This window comes from Nocardioides sp. (assembly GCF_030019515.1).
Lineage (GTDB): Bacteria > Actinomycetota > Actinomycetes > Propionibacteriales > Nocardioidaceae > Nocardioides.
The window spans coordinates 1-15047 of sequence record NZ_JASEEQ010000019.1; the positions used below are offsets into that span (position 1 = coordinate 1).

The window sequence follows — 15047 nt, forward strand, 5'->3', positions numbered from 1 at the left end:
AGCTCTGGCACAGCCCCATCAACATCCAGATCGCCGACGACTACACCACGGCCGCCTGAACCTCGCCGCGTCGCCTGAACGACCGGACGGGTTCGAGCTACCTCAGGCCGGCGTCGCGGCCGCGCGCACGGCGTCGGCCACGGCGGTCGCGACACGGGGGTCGAAGACCGAGGGCACGACGTAGCTGGCGTTGAGCTCCGACGGCAAGACGGCGTCCGCAATCGCGGCCGCGGCCGCGAGCATGATCTCCTGGGTGATCTCGTGAGTGCCGGCATCGAGCATCCCGCGGAAGAACCCCGGGAAGGCCAACACGTTGTTGATCTGGTTCGGGTAGTCGGAGCGACCGGTCGCGACCACGGCTGCGTGCTGTCCTGCGGCGACCGGGTCGACCTCCGGATCGGGGTTCGCGAGCGCGAAGACGATCGCGTTGTCGGCCATCGTCGCGATGTCGTCGCCGGTGAGCAGGTTCGGCGCGGACACGCCGATGAAGACGTCTGCCCCGGCCAGGGCCTGCTGGAGCGGGCCGGCGAAGCGCTCGTGGTTGGTGTGGTCGGCGATCCACTGACGCGCCGAGTCGAGGTTCTCCTGTCCCTGGTGCACCGAGCCACCTCGGCCGCAGGCCACGATGTCGGTCGCGCCCTCGGCGTGGAGCAGCTCGATGATCGCGTGACCGGCGGCTCCCACTCCGCTGACGACGATGCGCACCTCGCTCAGCTCCTTGCCCACGACCCGCAGGGCGTTGGTGAGGGCGGCGAGCACCACGATCGCCGTACCGTGCTGGTCGTCGTGGAAGACGGGTATGTCGAGCTCTGCACGCAGCCGCGCCTCGATCTCGAAGCACCGCGGCGCGGCGATGTCCTCCAGGTTGATGCCGCCGTACACCGGCGCGATCGCCTTCACGATCTCGATGATCTTCTCGGTGTCCTGGGTGTCGAGGCAGACCGGCCACGCGTCGACGTCGGCGAACTGCTTGAAGAGCGCCGCCTTGCCCTCCATCACCGGCAGGGCCGCTGCCGGGCCGATGTTGCCCAGACCCAGGACCGCCGAGCCATCGGTCACCACTGCGACCGTGTTGCGCTTGATGGTGAGCCGACGAGCATCCTCCGGGTTCTTCGCGATGGCCAGGCACACCCGCGCGACTCCCGGGGTGTAGGCACGCGAGAGGTCGTCACGGTGCTTGAGCGGCACCTTCGACACGACCTCGAGCTTGCCCCCGAGGTGCAGCAGGAAGGTGCGGTCGCTGACCTTGCGGACCGTCGCACCGTCCACGCGATTGAGCGCCTCGGTGATCAGGTCGGCGTGGTCCATGTCCGAGGCGTCGCAGGTGACGTCGACGACGATCCGGTCCGCGAGTGACTCGGCCACGTCGAGTGCGGTGACCGAGCCTCCGGCACCGGTGACTGCGGCGACCACGTCTCCGGTGGCCCGTGCGGACGAGGGCACCTCCATCCGGACGGTGATCGAGTAGCCGGGACTGGGAGTTGCCATGACGCCCCTTTGAACAGGTAGCTGGGAGGTATCGCTCAACACCGAGATGCGGTCTGAGCGGATACGGGTGCCGGCCGAGCGTAGCGCCGCCCGCTCTCGTGAAGATCACCCCGGGGGGAGCGCGGCGGCGAGCGTTCGATGGAGGTGGCCTCGACCACCGAACAGGTGCCGGCGGCGGGTGGTGCGGACGGGCTGGCCTGTAGGCCGGGGATAGACCCCGTGTAACAGATGACTGTTGACAGATGCAGACACTTGCGGGCTGACCTGCGTAAACGCTGTTGGGCGTTACCGACGGCCGTGTGCAGTTCTCGACGCTCGTGCGGACTGTCTGCGGACTGAATCCCGACCCCGACGACCCCCAAACCGAGGAGTGAGCGATGGGCTACACGCACGAGCTCGACGACGGCGATCAGCACGAAGGCTGGATCGCGATGACCTACGCCGACGGCAGGATCAGCGGCGGCACCAGCTGCGCTGCTGGCCACTACCTCGACGGGTACACCTACCTGCCGGGCGACCCCAACGACCCCCGCACCTGGGGCCAGATCGATCCGATCTACCTGCGCCCGAACAGCGAGATCACCGGATGGTTGCCCCGGTGCGCGTGCGGCTGGCTCGGCATCGAGACGCCGGTGATCGAGCCGAACGACCAGTGGCGCGAGCCCGCCGAGGACCAGGAGCACTTGATCATGGATCAGTGGCGGCTGCACCTGCGCGACGCGATCCCCGGCGCCCATCCCATGCTTCAGCTGTCGGCGCCGACGTCGAACCTGTAGAAACAAGAGAACGGCCCCGGCCGGTGCGCGAACACCGTCCAGGGCCTCGACACCGCCTGTATAGGAGGCAACATCGTGACCGAATCATCTAACAACCGCCCGCCGACGGCATGCCCCACTTGGGCTAGCGCCAGGAAGACATCGGCTCGCCGCGCCGCGACCTGGCACGAGTCGGAGCACTTCTCACTCACCACGCCCGAGGGCGCACGCGCGTGCGTGCTCGAGCAGGCCGACGGCCTCACCGACGGATCCGGGGACCTGCCGGTGAACCTCGTCGACGAGGAGGCCGTGCGGTGAGCAGCACGAAGGTCCAGGTGCCGGCGCTGTGCTGCACGTGCGGCGCCGTCCGGACGATGGCCCGGACCGGGGCCTGGTGGAAGGGGCTGCGGTGCACCCGCTGCAAGGTGGTCACCACGCACGCCTGTGTCGACGTGGGGGGCGAGAGCTACGGCACCTGGTACGACCACGCGCTTGCGGACAACAGAGCCTTCAACAGGCTCCTGGACGATCTGGCGGGCCGCGGGGTGGACGTACGCTGGGCGCACGATGAGGCGCTTGACGACCCGCTGGCCTGGGCTGCCGAGGGCATCCCCGGCGTGCCGCCGGGCGGTGAATCGCTGCTCGAGCTCCACCAGTACCGCGACGGGGAGCGGACCTGGTTCAAGCTCGTGATCGACGCGAGGGTCGCCCGCGACCGGCTGCTCGACCGGCTCAAGCGCGCCGCGGACGCCATCGACGCACCGGACCGCTGGCCGGTGCCGTGGGTCGCCAGAGACGGCTACGACTGGCGCGGGGGAGCGATGGGCAGGCGGTGCTGAGCGAAGGTTGGCGCGGTCTAGCCGATGAGAGCGCCGCTGGTCGACGGTCGGGAGCGGTGTCTGCTGTGCTGGCGCCATGACAAGCTCACTGACCCTCGCCGCGGTGGCCTACAAGATGTCCGGCGCGGTGGCGGCCACCGGCATCGGAGAGGCCTCAATCAAGAGCGCGGTGTACCGCGGCGAGCTGGTCGCGCACTACGTCGGGACCAAGATGGTGTTCCGGGCCCTCGACCTCGACGAATGGGTCGCCACGCTGCCCGAGGAGCGCGCCGGTCCGACGGGGAAGCGCCGGCCCGGTTCGTCGCCGCTCGCGTTGCCCGCGGTGTCCTACGGGATGGCCGGCGCCGTCGCGGCCTCCGGGATCGGCGAGACCTCGATCAAGCGGGCGATCGCGGACGGCGAGCTGGTAGGTCACTACCTCGGCAGGAAGATCGTCATCCGGGCCGCCGACCTCGACGAGTGGGTGCAGTCCCTGCCCACCGAGTCCCCCCGGGAGCGACCGGTGCAGATCTTCGACCTCTGATCCGGGTGGGGTGTCGGCGACAGGATCTACGGTCGTGAGCATGCGACTGCATCGGTTGGCGATGGTTGAGCTCCGCCCGACCCCGCGATACCTCCGACGCTGGACGTGGACGAGCGGCCAGCCGAACGTCCAGGTATCGGTCCGCGGGTTCGTCGGGCCCGAAGACCTGGCGGGTCGGCCCGACCCACAGCACGGGCTGTCCGTGAGCTGGCATCGGCCGGTTCAGGACACCCCTGGACAGGTGCTCTTGTGCGCCTCGACTGATGTAGACCTCGACCTCGGAGGCCCTGCGGTGGCTATCAACGGCGACGTGACCAAGGACGCTGAGTCCGCTCTCACCGAGGCGGCCGACGTCCTCGCCATCACCTCTCAAGCGAGGCACGAGGTCTACTCGCCGCGGCCGTACGTCTTCCTCGAGCCGACCACAGACGAAGAGCGCCGTCAGCTCGCTGGGATCGAACGGATCGGCCTACCGCCGCTGCGACCCGGCCCGGCGCGGCTCGCCCCTGGTGCGCACGTCAACATCGACTTCCGGACACTCCTGGCGGATCGACCGGTCGGGATCGCGCTCCTGGGCGCGGCCCTGTCTGCCGGTCACGGCGTCGCCAAGCTCCACGACCTGATGCGCGTCTTCGAGAACGCGTTCGCGTGCGCCGGCGTGAAGCTCCTGGTCGACCCGCTGACTGACTTCCTCAAGAGCTACCCGTGGGACCTCGGGTACACCCGCGATGAGGTGCGGTCCTGGATCAAGGAACTTCGCAACCCAGCGACGCACGCCGACCTCACGCAAGCCCGCACTGTCCTGTTGGACCCCGACATCGAGCCGTACCTACCCCGAGTCGAGCAGGCCGCCTACGACGTCCTCTTCAACAAGCGCGACTGGCACAAACGGGACAGCGCGCGGCTCGACCGCTGGCACTTCAAGTCGATGATCCGCCGCGACGGCTCGGCCATCGTCTCGGAGGGCGGTGAGCTGCAGGTCTTCGATCAGTGGGACCACCTGAACGTCTTCCGGCTCAAGGAGGCGTATCACATCACCGAGGACACCCTGCCTGATGGCTGGCGCGGCCTGGACTGGTACGGCGCTGACTCCGGGGCCTAAACTCGCGACCGAGCACTGCTCAGACCTCGTCGATCGGGCGCGGCCGGTAGCGCTCGGGGTCGTAGTCGACCTGGTCCATCAGGTTTTCGACCGCGTAGGTCAGCAGGTCGAGCTGGCCGAGGATGAACGTCAGGTTCTCGCCGACGTTGGCCCTCCAGTAGCCGTCCGTCATCTTGCTCTCGAGGACGATGTTCGTGATCCGGTTGTGCGTCTCCGCGAACGCGGCTCGGAACGGGTGGTCTTCCGGGTAGGGCATGTGCTTTCTCCTCGTCAGGGGCGCCGGCCGCGGCGCCGGCCGCCGGCCCGCTCATAGGCGTCGATGTGCTTGGCGAGGGTGCGGCCGATCTCCTCGCTGCTCGCTCCGACCGGAACGGTGACCGTGATGTTGTACGTGTTGCCGCCGGCGCTCGGCTGGGTGACCTGGCGCATGTAGGCGTCCAGGGCCGGGGTCCGGCTGGTGTGCGTGGCGGGAACCGACGACCGGTTGGCCGTGTTCGGCGCCGACGTCTTGCCGATGCCGAGCTGCTTGCTGATCCGGTCGATCAGCCGGTCGGCCAGGTGGTCGGCGATCTTGTCGAGCTTGCGCTCCCGGCGCTTGAGGCCCGCCACGATGCCCTCGGCCGCGCGGATCCCGGCGCCGTACAGAGACTGCGCGGCGGAGTCGCCGAGCCCCGCGCCGGCCTGGGAGATCTGGGCGGTCAGGGAGTTGACCTGGGCGACGGCCGCGGCCCCGCCGGAGGCGATGGCCTGCGCGGTGGCCAGCGCGCCCTCCAGGTCACCCTGAGCGGCCTGCTCGAGCAGCTGGCGCAGGCTGGTCTTGTTCAGCTTGCCCTTCAGCTTCTCGATGATCGCGGTGAACTGGTCGGCGACCTCGGCGCGGGCAGCCAGCTGGGAGAGCAGCGCCGGGAGTGTCACCGCGGTGCCGCCACCGGTGGTGCCGAGCCCAACCACGGAGCCGTAGGTCTGGAAGCCGGTCTTGACGCTGGCGGCGAACTGCCGCGAGCGCTGGATCAGCGCCTTGTACTTCTCCTGCGCCTTGTCGAGCCGCTTGGCGATCCGGTCCTGCAGCTTCCCGTTGGCGCGCAACGCGGCACCCTCGGCCTTCAGGCTCTTGAGCAGCGCCTTGCGCCGGTCGGCCTGCTTCTTGCCGTCCAGGCGCTTCTCGATCAGGTCGCGCAGCTTGTCCAGCGCGCGCTTGATGCCCTCCGAGCCGCGGGTCACGTTCTTGGTGAAGCCCTGCAGGAGGCCGTCGGCCAGCGGCTTGCCGACCTTGTCCTCCATCTCCTTGGACGGGGAGTGGATCCGGCCGGCGGCGCGCGCGGCGGCCACGGCCTGGCGCACGGCGGAGGCCGCCTCAGCGGCCAGCGCGGCGGCGGTGCCGGAGAAGCCGGTGAAGATGCCGGACTTCAGGTTGGCGCCCACCTGGGTGCCGCCGTCGGTGGCCCAGCGCTTCGAGGTCGTGAGGCTGGACCGCAGCGCGGCGTTGAATCCGGTCAAGTCGGGACGGGCCTTGCCTGTGCCCTTCTTGAGGCTGTCGGAGACCTCGGTGGCGGCCGTGATGGCCTGGCGCTTGGCGTTCAGGGAGAACTGCTGGACCGAACGGAGCGCAGGCTTCATCTCCGGCTTGGCGTCACCCAGATGATTCAGCTCGCGGATCACGCGCTGGATGTCCGTGACGGACTCCTTCGCCCCGAGCGTCTTCAGGACCGTGCGGATCTGCTTCCGGTCCTGCACCTTGACCAGACCGCGGAGGACGCCGGCGATCTGACGCTCGCCCTCCGGCCAACCGCTCATGTCGATGCGGCTGACGATCTTGCGGCGGGTCGCCTGGTCGATGTTCTTGAGCGCGCGGCCGAACTCGCCGTTCGCGATGGCGGCCTCTCGGGCTGCGGCCTGGTCGCGCTTGAACTCCTCGGTGGTGGCGCCGAGTGCGTTCTTCAGGGTGGTCAGGTCGACGGCGCCTTGGTTCAGGTAGCCCGGCATCACGCCGACCGACTTTGCCCAGCGCACCTGCTGCCGCTCGGCGGACTTCAGCGCACGGTCGACGCGCTTGACGGCGCCCTCCTGGCCCAGCGTGGCAGCCACCAAATCGCGGGAGGAGAGGCCGAGCCGGCGACCTGCCTCGAAGGCTCCGGACTGCTGCAGCGAGAGCCGCGCAACGTCGTTGGCGGCCCGGGTGGCGGCACCGGAGACCCGGTTCAGGGACCCGGCGAAGTCCTCGACCTTCGGCTTGGCGAACTGCAGGCTGTCGCCGGCCTTCTTCCCTGCGGTGCCCACGGCCAGGATGGCGCCGGCCAGACCGCCCACGGCCGCACCGATCGGACCGCCCATCGAGAACCCGAGCAGCGCACCGCCGCCCACGGACTCGAGGGTCTTGAGCCCTTCGTTGGTCTCGCCGGCCGCGCGGGTCAGCGCGACCATGCCGCCGATCCCGGCCGCGGCCTTCGCCGCGCCGCTGAGTCGCTGCATCATCGTCGACGTGGCCTGTGCTCGGGTGGCGGTGTCCTGCATCTCCAACTTGAGGACGCGCAGGTAGGTGATCTGGTTCTGGACCGCTGCCGTCGCGGTGGTGACGCCCGCGGTCATGCGCGGCAGGATCAGCGCGGCAAGGGCGGCCTGGACGCCGATCTCCTTCACAGGGCCGGGCAGACCGTTGAGCGCGTCGCCGGCGGTCTTGGCCGCCTTGGCCGTGCCGTCAACGAGCGGCAGGAGGTCCGCGAGCGCGGGGACTGTCGTGTCCTTGATGTACTTGCCCGCGCTCAGCGCGAACTCGCCCAGAGACTCGAGCGCCGGGCCGAGCCGCTTCCCGGCAGCGGTGGCCGCGGCGACTATCTCGTCCTTGTTCTCGGCCAGGTAGGAGGCGACCGACTGCAGCCGCTTGTCCAGGGCCGGGGAGAAGCGCCGGTAGAGCTCCTGGACCGTGGTGACGGTCTGGGCCTTCAGGGACGACAGCGTGCCCGCTAGGCCCTTCGTGGCGGACTCCGCGAGCTTCTGGGCAGCCCCGGCACGCTTGACACCCTTGGTGTACTCCGCCAGGCCCTTGGTGCCGTTCTTGAGGATCACCTGGGCGCCGGTGATGCCGATCTTGCCGAAGATGGCCTTCAGGTTCGCGTTCTGCTGCTCCTGGCTCAGCCGGCCCAGGCCGCGGTTCAGCTGGTCGATGAGACCGGGCAGCGGTCGCATGTTGCCCTGGGCGTCGTACACCTGCACGTTGAGTGCCTTCAGCGCGTTCGCCGCGGCCGGGGTCGGGGCCTGCAGGTTGAGCAGGAACGACCGGAACGCCGTACCGGCCTGGGAGGCCTTGATCCCGGAGTTGGCCAGCTCGGCGAGGATCGCGTTCGTCTGGTCGAGCGAGACCCCGGCCTTGGCGGCCAGCGGGGAGACGTACTTGAACGACTCGGCGAGGTCGGTGACGTCGGCCGAGGAGATGTTCGCGGCGTTCGCCAGGCCGTTGGCGATCCGGCTCGCGGCCTTCGCCTTGAGCCCGAACGTGTTCAGCGTGTTCGCGACCAGCATCGAGGCGTCGGCCACCTCGAGCTCCCCGGCCTTCGCCAGGACCATCGTGCCTCGCACGGCCCGCAGCGAGCTGTCCAACGATAGGCCCGACTTGGTCAGCTCGACGACACCGAGCGCGGCGTCAGAGGCGGTCTGGCCGTACTTGGCGAAGACGCCCGCGTTCTTCTCGATGCGCTGGGCGGCGCGGTCGATCTGCTTGTCCGTGCTGTCGGTCAGGGCCTGAATCTTGTTCAGCGCGCTGACGTAGGTCGCGCCGGCGCGGCCTGCTGCGGCGCCGAGCCTGACCAGGCTCCCGACGGCGAAGGCCCCGGCGATGAGCTTCCCGGTGCGGCTGGCCTGGCGGCCCATGAGCCCGTAGGAGCGGGCGGTGAGGGCAGCCTCGGCGCGCGCCTGACGGCCGTTGGCCAAGATGGCGATGCGGATCGGCCCGGCGATGACTACTGCCCCCCTCGGTCAAGGTGGGCGACCGCGCGCGTCACAGGTAGCACCCCGTCCCGGGCGTCTCCGGGTTCTGCTGCGGCGCTGGGCTCGCCACGTTGGCGTCCGTGACGGCTATGACGTGCAGCGAGTCGCCGGTGATGACGATCGCCAGGTCGCCCTCGGCGACCGCCGAGACGACCGCGACGGCGTCGGGCCTCGCGAAGAGCGCGTCGACCGACTGCGCGAGCGCCTCGTCGAAGAGCCGGCGCGCACGCAGCGTGTGCTCGGCCGGGCCGTGGCGTCCTCGGCTCATGCCGATCACCCCCGGAACTGCTCGACGTCGGCGAGCGCCTGAGCTACGGCTGCCTTCGCTGCCTGGCGGTGAGACCACGCGGCGTGCTCGGCGCGCTCCAGCGGCGCGAGCATGGCCTGATCGAAGCGCCCGAACGCCTTGACCTGCCCGGTCGGGAGCCCGAACTCGTCGACGACGGCGTTGCGCTGCTGCGCCTCGTAGTAGGCCTCGCGATACGCCGCGGAGGCGACCGCCCACGCCTGGTCCGCGCGGGCGAGGTAGGCCTCCGCGGCCGACCACCGGGCGATCGCGTCGTCGACGACGTTCATGACGCCTCTCCCTGTTCGGCGATGGCGTCCAGCGCGGCCGCGGGGATGCGGCACACGCGGCCGCCGAGGCGGATCACCGGCAGCTCGCCCGAGACGACGCGGCGCCGGACGGTGCGTTCGCTGATGCCCAGTCGCTGGGCGGCCTGGCCGTAGGTCAACGCGATCAGCTCCGCTCGTCGTGTGCCGGCGCCGTCGGCCGGTTCCGCCTCACTGTGGGCCGGCGTCGACCGGTGCGCGAGTTCTGGCCGCTCCTGGCCGCTCCGGGCCTCAAGTGACCGCAGGAGCAGGAGCAGGTCCGGGGCTGGCCAGCCGCCGTTGCGGCGCAGCTGGCGCACGTGCGCCCGCAGCGCGGCAGTGAGTTGCGCGAGCGTCGTCGGGTCGTCGTCGAGCACCACGATCACGTCAGGTGCCTCCCTATGATCCGGGTGGCCGCGGTGCCGCTCAGCGTCGTGTGCTCGAGCAGCGCGCCGGCCAGGGCCTCGACCGCCGGCCACTGGCTCTCCAGGTGCGCCCGGACGTCGGCGCGCAAGAACGCGAGGTGCGCCGCGCACACCTTGGGGTCCCGGCCCGGGTTGAGCTCGAGCACGCCGCGCCACGCCCTCGCCTCGTCGGTCCGGTCGCGCTTGGGCAGCAGCTTCCGGGCAGCATCACCGGCGGCGAACTCCTCGGCATCCGCGGAGGACGCGGGCGCGCTCTCAACGATGGCGCGATCGACGGCGTTCACCCGCGGCACAGATGCGGTGACCCCGGCGGTGAGCAGCAGGCGGCAGCGGTGCAGCCGTAGCGCCAAGTCCTCGGCCTCCTTGCCAGCCAGGAGGACCATCACGTCGCGCTCGGCCACGTCCCGGACCCACGCGTAGGCCTCCTCGTTGGACACCCACGTCGCCCGGCCTCCTGCGAGCAAGTCCCCGTCACCGTCCCGGCGCAGGGCAGGGACCTCGGACAGCCCCGCGTACGTCGAGCCGGGCGAGATCGTCACGCTTCCCGTGCGGCCGAGCAGGCGGACGCCTGCAACGGTATGGCCGGCTTCGTGAAACGCGAGCGCGACCCGACTCCACTGCGACAGCGAGGCCGGCGCGCGGATCACTGGCGCGGTCCGGGCACAGGTCGCGGCTGCGGCTGCGGGTGCAGGTGCGGGTCGGGTGCTCATCCCCGCGCCTCGTCCCGGGCTTGGGCCTCTCGGCGCCGCCGCAGCCGCTCGGCCTTCTCGGCCTGCCGGCGAGCGCGGTCCACCTGGCACAGCGGCACCACGGGCCGGTCGCCGCGGTGAACCGGGATCGTCGAGCCGCAGTCGATGCACGTCAGGACGTAGCGCGCCGCGACCACGACCGCGACCACGGCCGGCCCCTCCTCGGCCTCGCGCCGCAGCGCCACCTCGGCCACCGCGCGCTGCCGGGTGCTACCGCGCAACGGCACGCTGCGGCCGCACGACGCGCACCCCAGGCCGGGGGTGCCGTCGCGGTGCTCGAACAGCCCCAGCTGCTCGGGGTCGGCGCAGCCAGGGCGATGGGTGAACCAGGCGGCCAGCTCGGCCGGTGGCCGGACAACACCTCGCTCACGCATCGCCGCACCTCGCCTCCACGAGCGCCCGCAGGCCGGCAATCGAGGACAGGTAGGTCGCCAACCCGCCGATCAGCTCGTCGAAAACCTCGTCGCGGGCCTCCCGCGGGAAACGCACCTCGAGCACGTCCAGGTCGCGCTCCAGTAGCTCCGACGCCGCGTCCAGCTCCTGGAGCGCTTCCGCCTGCGTCGGGACGGCGGTCAGCCCGGCTGCCGGCTGCAGAGCGGCCGACTGCTGGGCGTTCATCTCGTGTCGGCCCAGCTTCGTCGGTCGCCGGCTCGCGGCCTTGCGACACCGGTCGTTGTCCGGGCAAAACCTCGCCCGGGGCGACCGGGTTTCGAAGGCGCGGCCGCACTCGGCACACGTCACGGTTCGAATCTGCATCAGGTACTCCTCAAGGTCGCCGTCTGTGACGGGGCGGCGGTCACGGCGGTCACTGTGACCACGGAACGGCCCGGGGTGGGAAAGGGACGCGGCGAGGGTGTCCGCGCTCTCCGGCGGACCCGTCTGGACCCCGCCCCCGGGGCCGCGGCCCGCGAGCTGGACGCGGATCACGTCGAGGCCTCGTCGGCCAGGCGCCGAAACTCGATCTCGTCGGTCAGCAGCTCCAGCCATCCCGCCAGCCGCGCATCGGGCCAGTGGCGGATCAGGCCGGGGAAGCCAGAGGCGCGCAGGTCGGCCGCCTCGTCTCGCACGGCCGGACTGAACGCGTCAGGGTCGTCGGCCACCGTCGCGCAGTCGGTGTCGAAGCGGTCGGACTCGACGTACTCGGTGAACGCCTCGGTCGGGGCGCAGTAGAAGCACTGCGGGCACCACAGCCAGTCCACGCCGTTCTCGTCCATCACAGGATCAACCTCCTCGGTCTCACGGAACGCTTGCGGCGCCGGCGGTTGCCGTACGTCGCCCCCTTGCTGGCGTTGCAGTGCAGGCAGGCAGGCAGCCAAAGCCCGACCTCGAACGCCAGGTCTGGGCGCGCAGCCACCGGGACGGTGTGCTCGACGGTGTCGGCGCGGCCCGTGCAGCCAGCCAGCTTGAGCGCGCAGCTCGGGTTCAGCGCCAGGAAGGCGGCGCGCAGGGCCTTGTACTTGCGCTGGTTGCGGGGGTCGCCCGGCTTGCCCATCTCAGCGCACCGCCTGACTCGACGTCGCGGTAAGCCATGCCGGGAAGCCGCGCCGGCTGACCCTGCTCCGGCAGGCGCCGGAGCAGAAGCGGGTCCCGCGCCGGGTGGCCAGGTAGGCGGCGCCGCACTCCTCGCAGACCTGCGCCGCCGGCCCGCGGGGCTGGGCCGGGGTCTCGGCCGCTTCGTCGGGATCCGGCACGCCCGCAGCTGCACGCTCGAGCGCGGCCCGGCGTGCCGCCTTGCTGCCGCCCGCGGCTGAGCTCGGCGTGAGGTCGACCCCGCCCCACACCCCGGCGGGCTCGTCGTTCGCGAGCGCGAACACCGCGCAGGCCAGGCGCGCCGGACACGCACGGCAGGCCGCCGCAGCCTCGGCCCGGTCGGCTCGGAGCTCGGAGTGGAACGGCGCCGGGTCGCGCTGGCACGGCGTCAACCGGCCGCGGTCGGCCAGGTCGTCAAGCGCCCGGGCCAAGGCGAACCACACCGAGCGGGCCGGCCAGTCGATGGCGAGCAACTCGGGGATCATCGGGTCACCTGCCGGGGTGGGCGTGGTGGGCGTGGTGCCCGTCGTCCGGGCGCACTCCCCATATACGGCGCCCTGCCTACCTTCTTCATTCTTAGCGAACAGAGGAATAGCCCGGAAGAAGCCCACCACGCCCACCACGCCCACCCCTTTTGGTGTTGTCGCAGGTCAGACCCACCGACGTGGGGGTGGGCTTTGGGGTGGGCTTGTGCCTCCCGGGGTGGGCTTTGGGGTGGGTGTGAACCGGCGGCAGCCGAGTTGGCGAGCAGGGCGCTCATGACCCGATCACCCGCAGCCCGCCGCCCGCTTCGGGCCACTCCTCGACCTCCACCAGCTCGAAGCTGTAGCGCGTCGACCCACGGACTGTGCTGGTCGCCCAGTGCACGCCGAGAGCGGCGAGGCCCTCGCGAAGGTGGTTGAGCACTTCGGGAATCCGGCGTGCCGACGAGGGCCAGCCGGTGCCGAAGCGGTCCGGGTGCGTGGCGAACATACCCGCCTCCAGGAGCAGCTCCGAGGCCTTACCCGACCATCGCCCGTGCCGGGCCTCAAGCAGCGTCAGGAGAGCGGCGCCGAACGTGTCCTCGGCGGCCGTGCGCTGCTTCACACGCCGGCTCTGCGCGGCGTACGCCGCGAGCAGGCCAGCCGGGCAGCCGAGGATGTGGCCCGCGGCCGCCCCTTCGTCGAGCGCCGCCAGCACCCGCGCGTGCGCCGCCATCCGGTGCTCGGTCGGGGCGGGGACCTGGTCCACGTAGGCCAGCACCGCCGCGACGGCGTCGCAGACCGCGCCGAGCAGACGCCCGTGCTGGGCGTCGAAGGCGGCCTGTAGCTCCGCGTCGTCGATGCGGTGCTCGATCGGCGGCACCTCGAGCGTGATCAGCCGGTCGAGGGCGTCGGGTCGCAGGCCGGCGGGAACACCGACCGCGGTCAGACCGAGCGGCCGTTGGATCGGCCTGACGTTGAGGGCGTTGTCTGAGTACAGGGCCCTGGTCTCCCGTGCGGTGCCAGTCACCAGCGTGCACAGCTCGTCGGAGACGGCGCCCGAGACGCTGGTCAGGTTGTCCCACAACGGGATCGCCCGGTGGAGGCCGCGAACCTGGTCGTCGGCGAAGTTCCGCCCGAACGCCGAGCCGAGCGCCGACGGCGGGGACGGCTCCAAGATCGAGGCGACCAGCCGCAACCGCGTGGACTTGCCCGCTCCTGGCGGACCGACCAGCAGCATCCCGGGCCGCACCGAGGCGGCGAAGGGCAGGCCGACGAGCCAGCCCACCAGCGCCCGGAAGGCCTCGTCAGCCGGGTCGACGGCCAGGAGCGGCGCGAGGTCGACCAGGCGACCGCCGCGGCTCGGGGAGGGCAGCGGCTTCGTGGCGTGCGAGCGCCGGAACACGACGCCGGCGGGCGCCGCCCCGACCGACCAGCCGTCGGCGGTGATCGTCACGACCCGGCCGTCGGCCCAACCCAGGTCAATGGCCACGAGGCCTTCGTCGACGTCGTGGTGGAACCGCAACGCCAGCTGCGCCTCGGGGCCCTCGTGCGCTCGCGCCTGGAGGTGCATCAACACGGTGTCGGCCACCGCGCGGGTGATCGGCGCACCGGGGACGACGAGCCCACTGAGTCGCACGATCCGGTGCCGCAGCTCCCCGCCGATCTCGAGCGCGACCCCGGGCGAGCCATGCAACGGCCCCAGCCCGTGGTCGGCCCGCGGCACCGCGTACGCCGTGCCCTCGTGGTGCGTCAGCGCGTACACCGTCGCGAAGTGATTGATCAGGAGCCGGACCGGGCTCGCCTTGACCGCCGCTACCGCGCCCGGTGCGCCGGCCTTGGGCGGCTCGCCGGTCGTCGGCGCATCGTCTGCTGCGTTGTGGGGCTCTTCGCTCACGCCCGCCACACCGCCAGGAAGTAGGTGCGAGCGCCGTACCACGAGCGCCCCGGAGGCAACGCCTCGAGCCGCACGGCAGGGTCGGCCGCGATCACGCCCAGGTGGGCGTAGTCGACGTCGTCGAGGTGGTAGGGCTGCGCGACGATCACAGCCGGCTCGCCGTCACGGGTCCACGTCGAGATGTGATCGGGCCAGCTGAGTGGCATCGGGTTGAGGTCGCTGGCCGTGCCGGGCGCGACAGGCCAGCCGGCCACCTGGTCGTCGGTCCGGCAGGCGCCGTAGCAGCGCCTCCCGGTCGTCAGCCAGGCGCGGCAGGCGTGGCCACGGAGCGAGCGGCGCAGGCCCAGAGGCTCGGCCCACTCGAGCAGCCGTTGACGAGTAGCCATGTAGAGGTTGGGCCCGTAGGGCCAGCCGAACGTACAGCCCCAATCGCCGCGGCCGTCCCGCACCAGGCCGATGCCCGGCGCCCGTGCGTCGAGCTCGTCGACCAGGCGCTCATCGGCCTCCGTCGCGTGGTAGTAACAGCAGCGCCGACCGTCCGGGAAGATCAGGCCGGCGTACCTGCACCGCACACAGTCCGGGTGGGCGGGGACTGTGACCCCGCCGTCCCAGCACGAGGGCGTCGCGACGCCTACGCTGGAGGTGTCACTCTTGCTTGGCGGCGAGGTGTTGGAGGTCGTCCGGTTCAGCGCCGGGCGGCCTCTGC

At 71.2% G+C, this 15047-nt stretch carries 19 protein-coding genes; 5 read left to right on the forward strand and 14 right to left on the reverse strand.

The genetic code is table 11. The annotated features are described in order from the left end of the window. Nucleotides 1-102 precede the first annotated feature (102 nt). Entirely contained in the window at nucleotides 103-1488 is a 1386-nt protein-coding gene (locus QMC84_RS20385) for an NAD-dependent malic enzyme (protein ID WP_300378125.1), read from the reverse strand. A gap of 377 nt (nucleotides 1489-1865) precedes the next feature. Here QMC84_RS20385 and QMC84_RS20390 point away from each other — a divergent pair, with 377 nt between their 5' ends. The 5 genes from QMC84_RS20390 to QMC84_RS20410 all read left to right on the forward strand — a co-directional run bounded on the left by QMC84_RS20390 (nucleotide 1866) and on the right by QMC84_RS20410 (nucleotide 4707). Further along, complete coding sequence (locus tag QMC84_RS20390) at nucleotides 1866-2264, forward strand: hypothetical protein (protein WP_300378127.1); 399 nt, start codon at nucleotides 1866-1868, stop codon at nucleotides 2262-2264. Nucleotides 2265-2339: 75 nt separating this feature from the next. Further along, complete coding sequence (locus tag QMC84_RS20395) at nucleotides 2340-2561, forward strand: hypothetical protein (protein ID WP_300378129.1); 222 nt, start codon at nucleotides 2340-2342, stop codon at nucleotides 2559-2561. Further along, entirely contained in the window at nucleotides 2558-3082 is a 525-nt protein-coding gene (locus QMC84_RS20400) for a hypothetical protein (RefSeq protein ID WP_300378130.1), read from the forward strand. Before QMC84_RS20395 ends, QMC84_RS20400 begins: the two co-directional genes overlap by 4 nt. Before the next feature lie 76 nt (nucleotides 3083-3158). Then, entirely contained in the window at nucleotides 3159-3605 is a 447-nt protein-coding gene (locus QMC84_RS20405; RefSeq protein ID WP_300378132.1) for a helix-turn-helix domain-containing protein, read from the forward strand. 310 nt (nucleotides 3606-3915) lie between these two features. Further along, nucleotides 3916-4707: a hypothetical protein gene (locus tag QMC84_RS20410; protein WP_300378134.1), complete on the forward strand. Its 792-nt coding sequence runs from the start codon at nucleotides 3916-3918 to the stop codon at nucleotides 4705-4707. Nucleotides 4708-4726: 19 nt separating this feature from the next. Here QMC84_RS20410 and QMC84_RS20415 read toward each other — a convergent pair whose 3' ends face one another. The 13 genes from QMC84_RS20415 to QMC84_RS20475 all read right to left on the reverse strand — a co-directional run bounded on the left by QMC84_RS20415 (nucleotide 4727) and on the right by QMC84_RS20475 (nucleotide 14913). After that, nucleotides 4727-4963: a hypothetical protein gene (locus QMC84_RS20415; RefSeq protein ID WP_300378136.1), complete on the reverse strand. Its 237-nt coding sequence runs from the start codon at nucleotides 4961-4963 to the stop codon at nucleotides 4727-4729. Nucleotides 4964-4977: 14 nt separating this feature from the next. Beyond that, nucleotides 4978-8631: a phage tail tape measure protein gene (locus QMC84_RS20420; RefSeq protein WP_300378138.1), complete on the reverse strand. Its 3654-nt coding sequence runs from the start codon at nucleotides 8629-8631 to the stop codon at nucleotides 4978-4980. A 67-nt stretch (nucleotides 8632-8698) separates the two neighbouring features. After that, entirely contained in the window at nucleotides 8699-8956 is a 258-nt protein-coding gene (locus QMC84_RS20425) for a hypothetical protein (protein WP_300378141.1), read from the reverse strand. Between the two features lie 5 nt (nucleotides 8957-8961). Continuing rightward, nucleotides 8962-9264 (reverse strand): hypothetical protein, encoded by a 303-nt coding sequence (locus QMC84_RS20430; protein ID WP_300378143.1) that lies wholly within the window; start codon nucleotides 9262-9264, stop codon nucleotides 8962-8964. After that, the gene (locus QMC84_RS20435) at nucleotides 9261-9665 is read right to left on the reverse strand and encodes a helix-turn-helix domain-containing protein (RefSeq protein ID WP_300378145.1); all 405 of its coding nucleotides are present in this window, start codon (nucleotides 9663-9665) and stop codon (nucleotides 9261-9263) included. The genes QMC84_RS20430 and QMC84_RS20435 overlap by 4 nt, the downstream gene beginning before the upstream one ends. Beyond that, nucleotides 9662-10243: a hypothetical protein gene (locus QMC84_RS20440; protein WP_300378147.1), complete on the reverse strand. Its 582-nt coding sequence runs from the start codon at nucleotides 10241-10243 to the stop codon at nucleotides 9662-9664. The genes QMC84_RS20435 and QMC84_RS20440 overlap by 4 nt, the downstream gene beginning before the upstream one ends. 167 nt (nucleotides 10244-10410) lie before the next feature. After that, complete coding sequence (locus tag QMC84_RS20445) at nucleotides 10411-10827, reverse strand: hypothetical protein (protein WP_300378149.1); 417 nt, start codon at nucleotides 10825-10827, stop codon at nucleotides 10411-10413. Beyond that, complete coding sequence (locus QMC84_RS20450) at nucleotides 10820-11209, reverse strand: hypothetical protein (RefSeq protein ID WP_300378151.1); 390 nt, start codon at nucleotides 11207-11209, stop codon at nucleotides 10820-10822. The genes QMC84_RS20445 and QMC84_RS20450 overlap by 8 nt, the downstream gene beginning before the upstream one ends. A gap of 167 nt (nucleotides 11210-11376) precedes the next feature. Beyond that, complete coding sequence (locus QMC84_RS20455) at nucleotides 11377-11670, reverse strand: hypothetical protein (RefSeq protein WP_300378153.1); 294 nt, start codon at nucleotides 11668-11670, stop codon at nucleotides 11377-11379. Beyond that, complete coding sequence (locus QMC84_RS20460; RefSeq protein ID WP_300378155.1) at nucleotides 11667-11945, reverse strand: hypothetical protein; 279 nt, start codon at nucleotides 11943-11945, stop codon at nucleotides 11667-11669. Before QMC84_RS20460 ends, QMC84_RS20455 begins: the two co-directional genes overlap by 4 nt. A 1-nt stretch (nucleotide 11946) precedes the next feature. Next, nucleotides 11947-12468, reverse strand: a complete 522-nt coding sequence (locus QMC84_RS20465) for a WhiB family transcriptional regulator (RefSeq protein ID WP_300378157.1) — start codon at nucleotides 12466-12468, stop codon at nucleotides 11947-11949. 271 nt (nucleotides 12469-12739) lie between these two features. Beyond that, complete coding sequence (locus QMC84_RS20470) at nucleotides 12740-14341, reverse strand: hypothetical protein (protein WP_300378160.1); 1602 nt, start codon at nucleotides 14339-14341, stop codon at nucleotides 12740-12742. Beyond that, on the reverse strand, nucleotides 14338-14913 hold the full coding sequence (locus QMC84_RS20475; RefSeq protein WP_300378162.1) for a hypothetical protein: 576 nt from the start codon (nucleotides 14911-14913) through the stop codon (nucleotides 14338-14340). The genes QMC84_RS20470 and QMC84_RS20475 overlap by 4 nt, the downstream gene beginning before the upstream one ends. Between the last annotated feature and the right edge of the window lie 134 nt (nucleotides 14914-15047).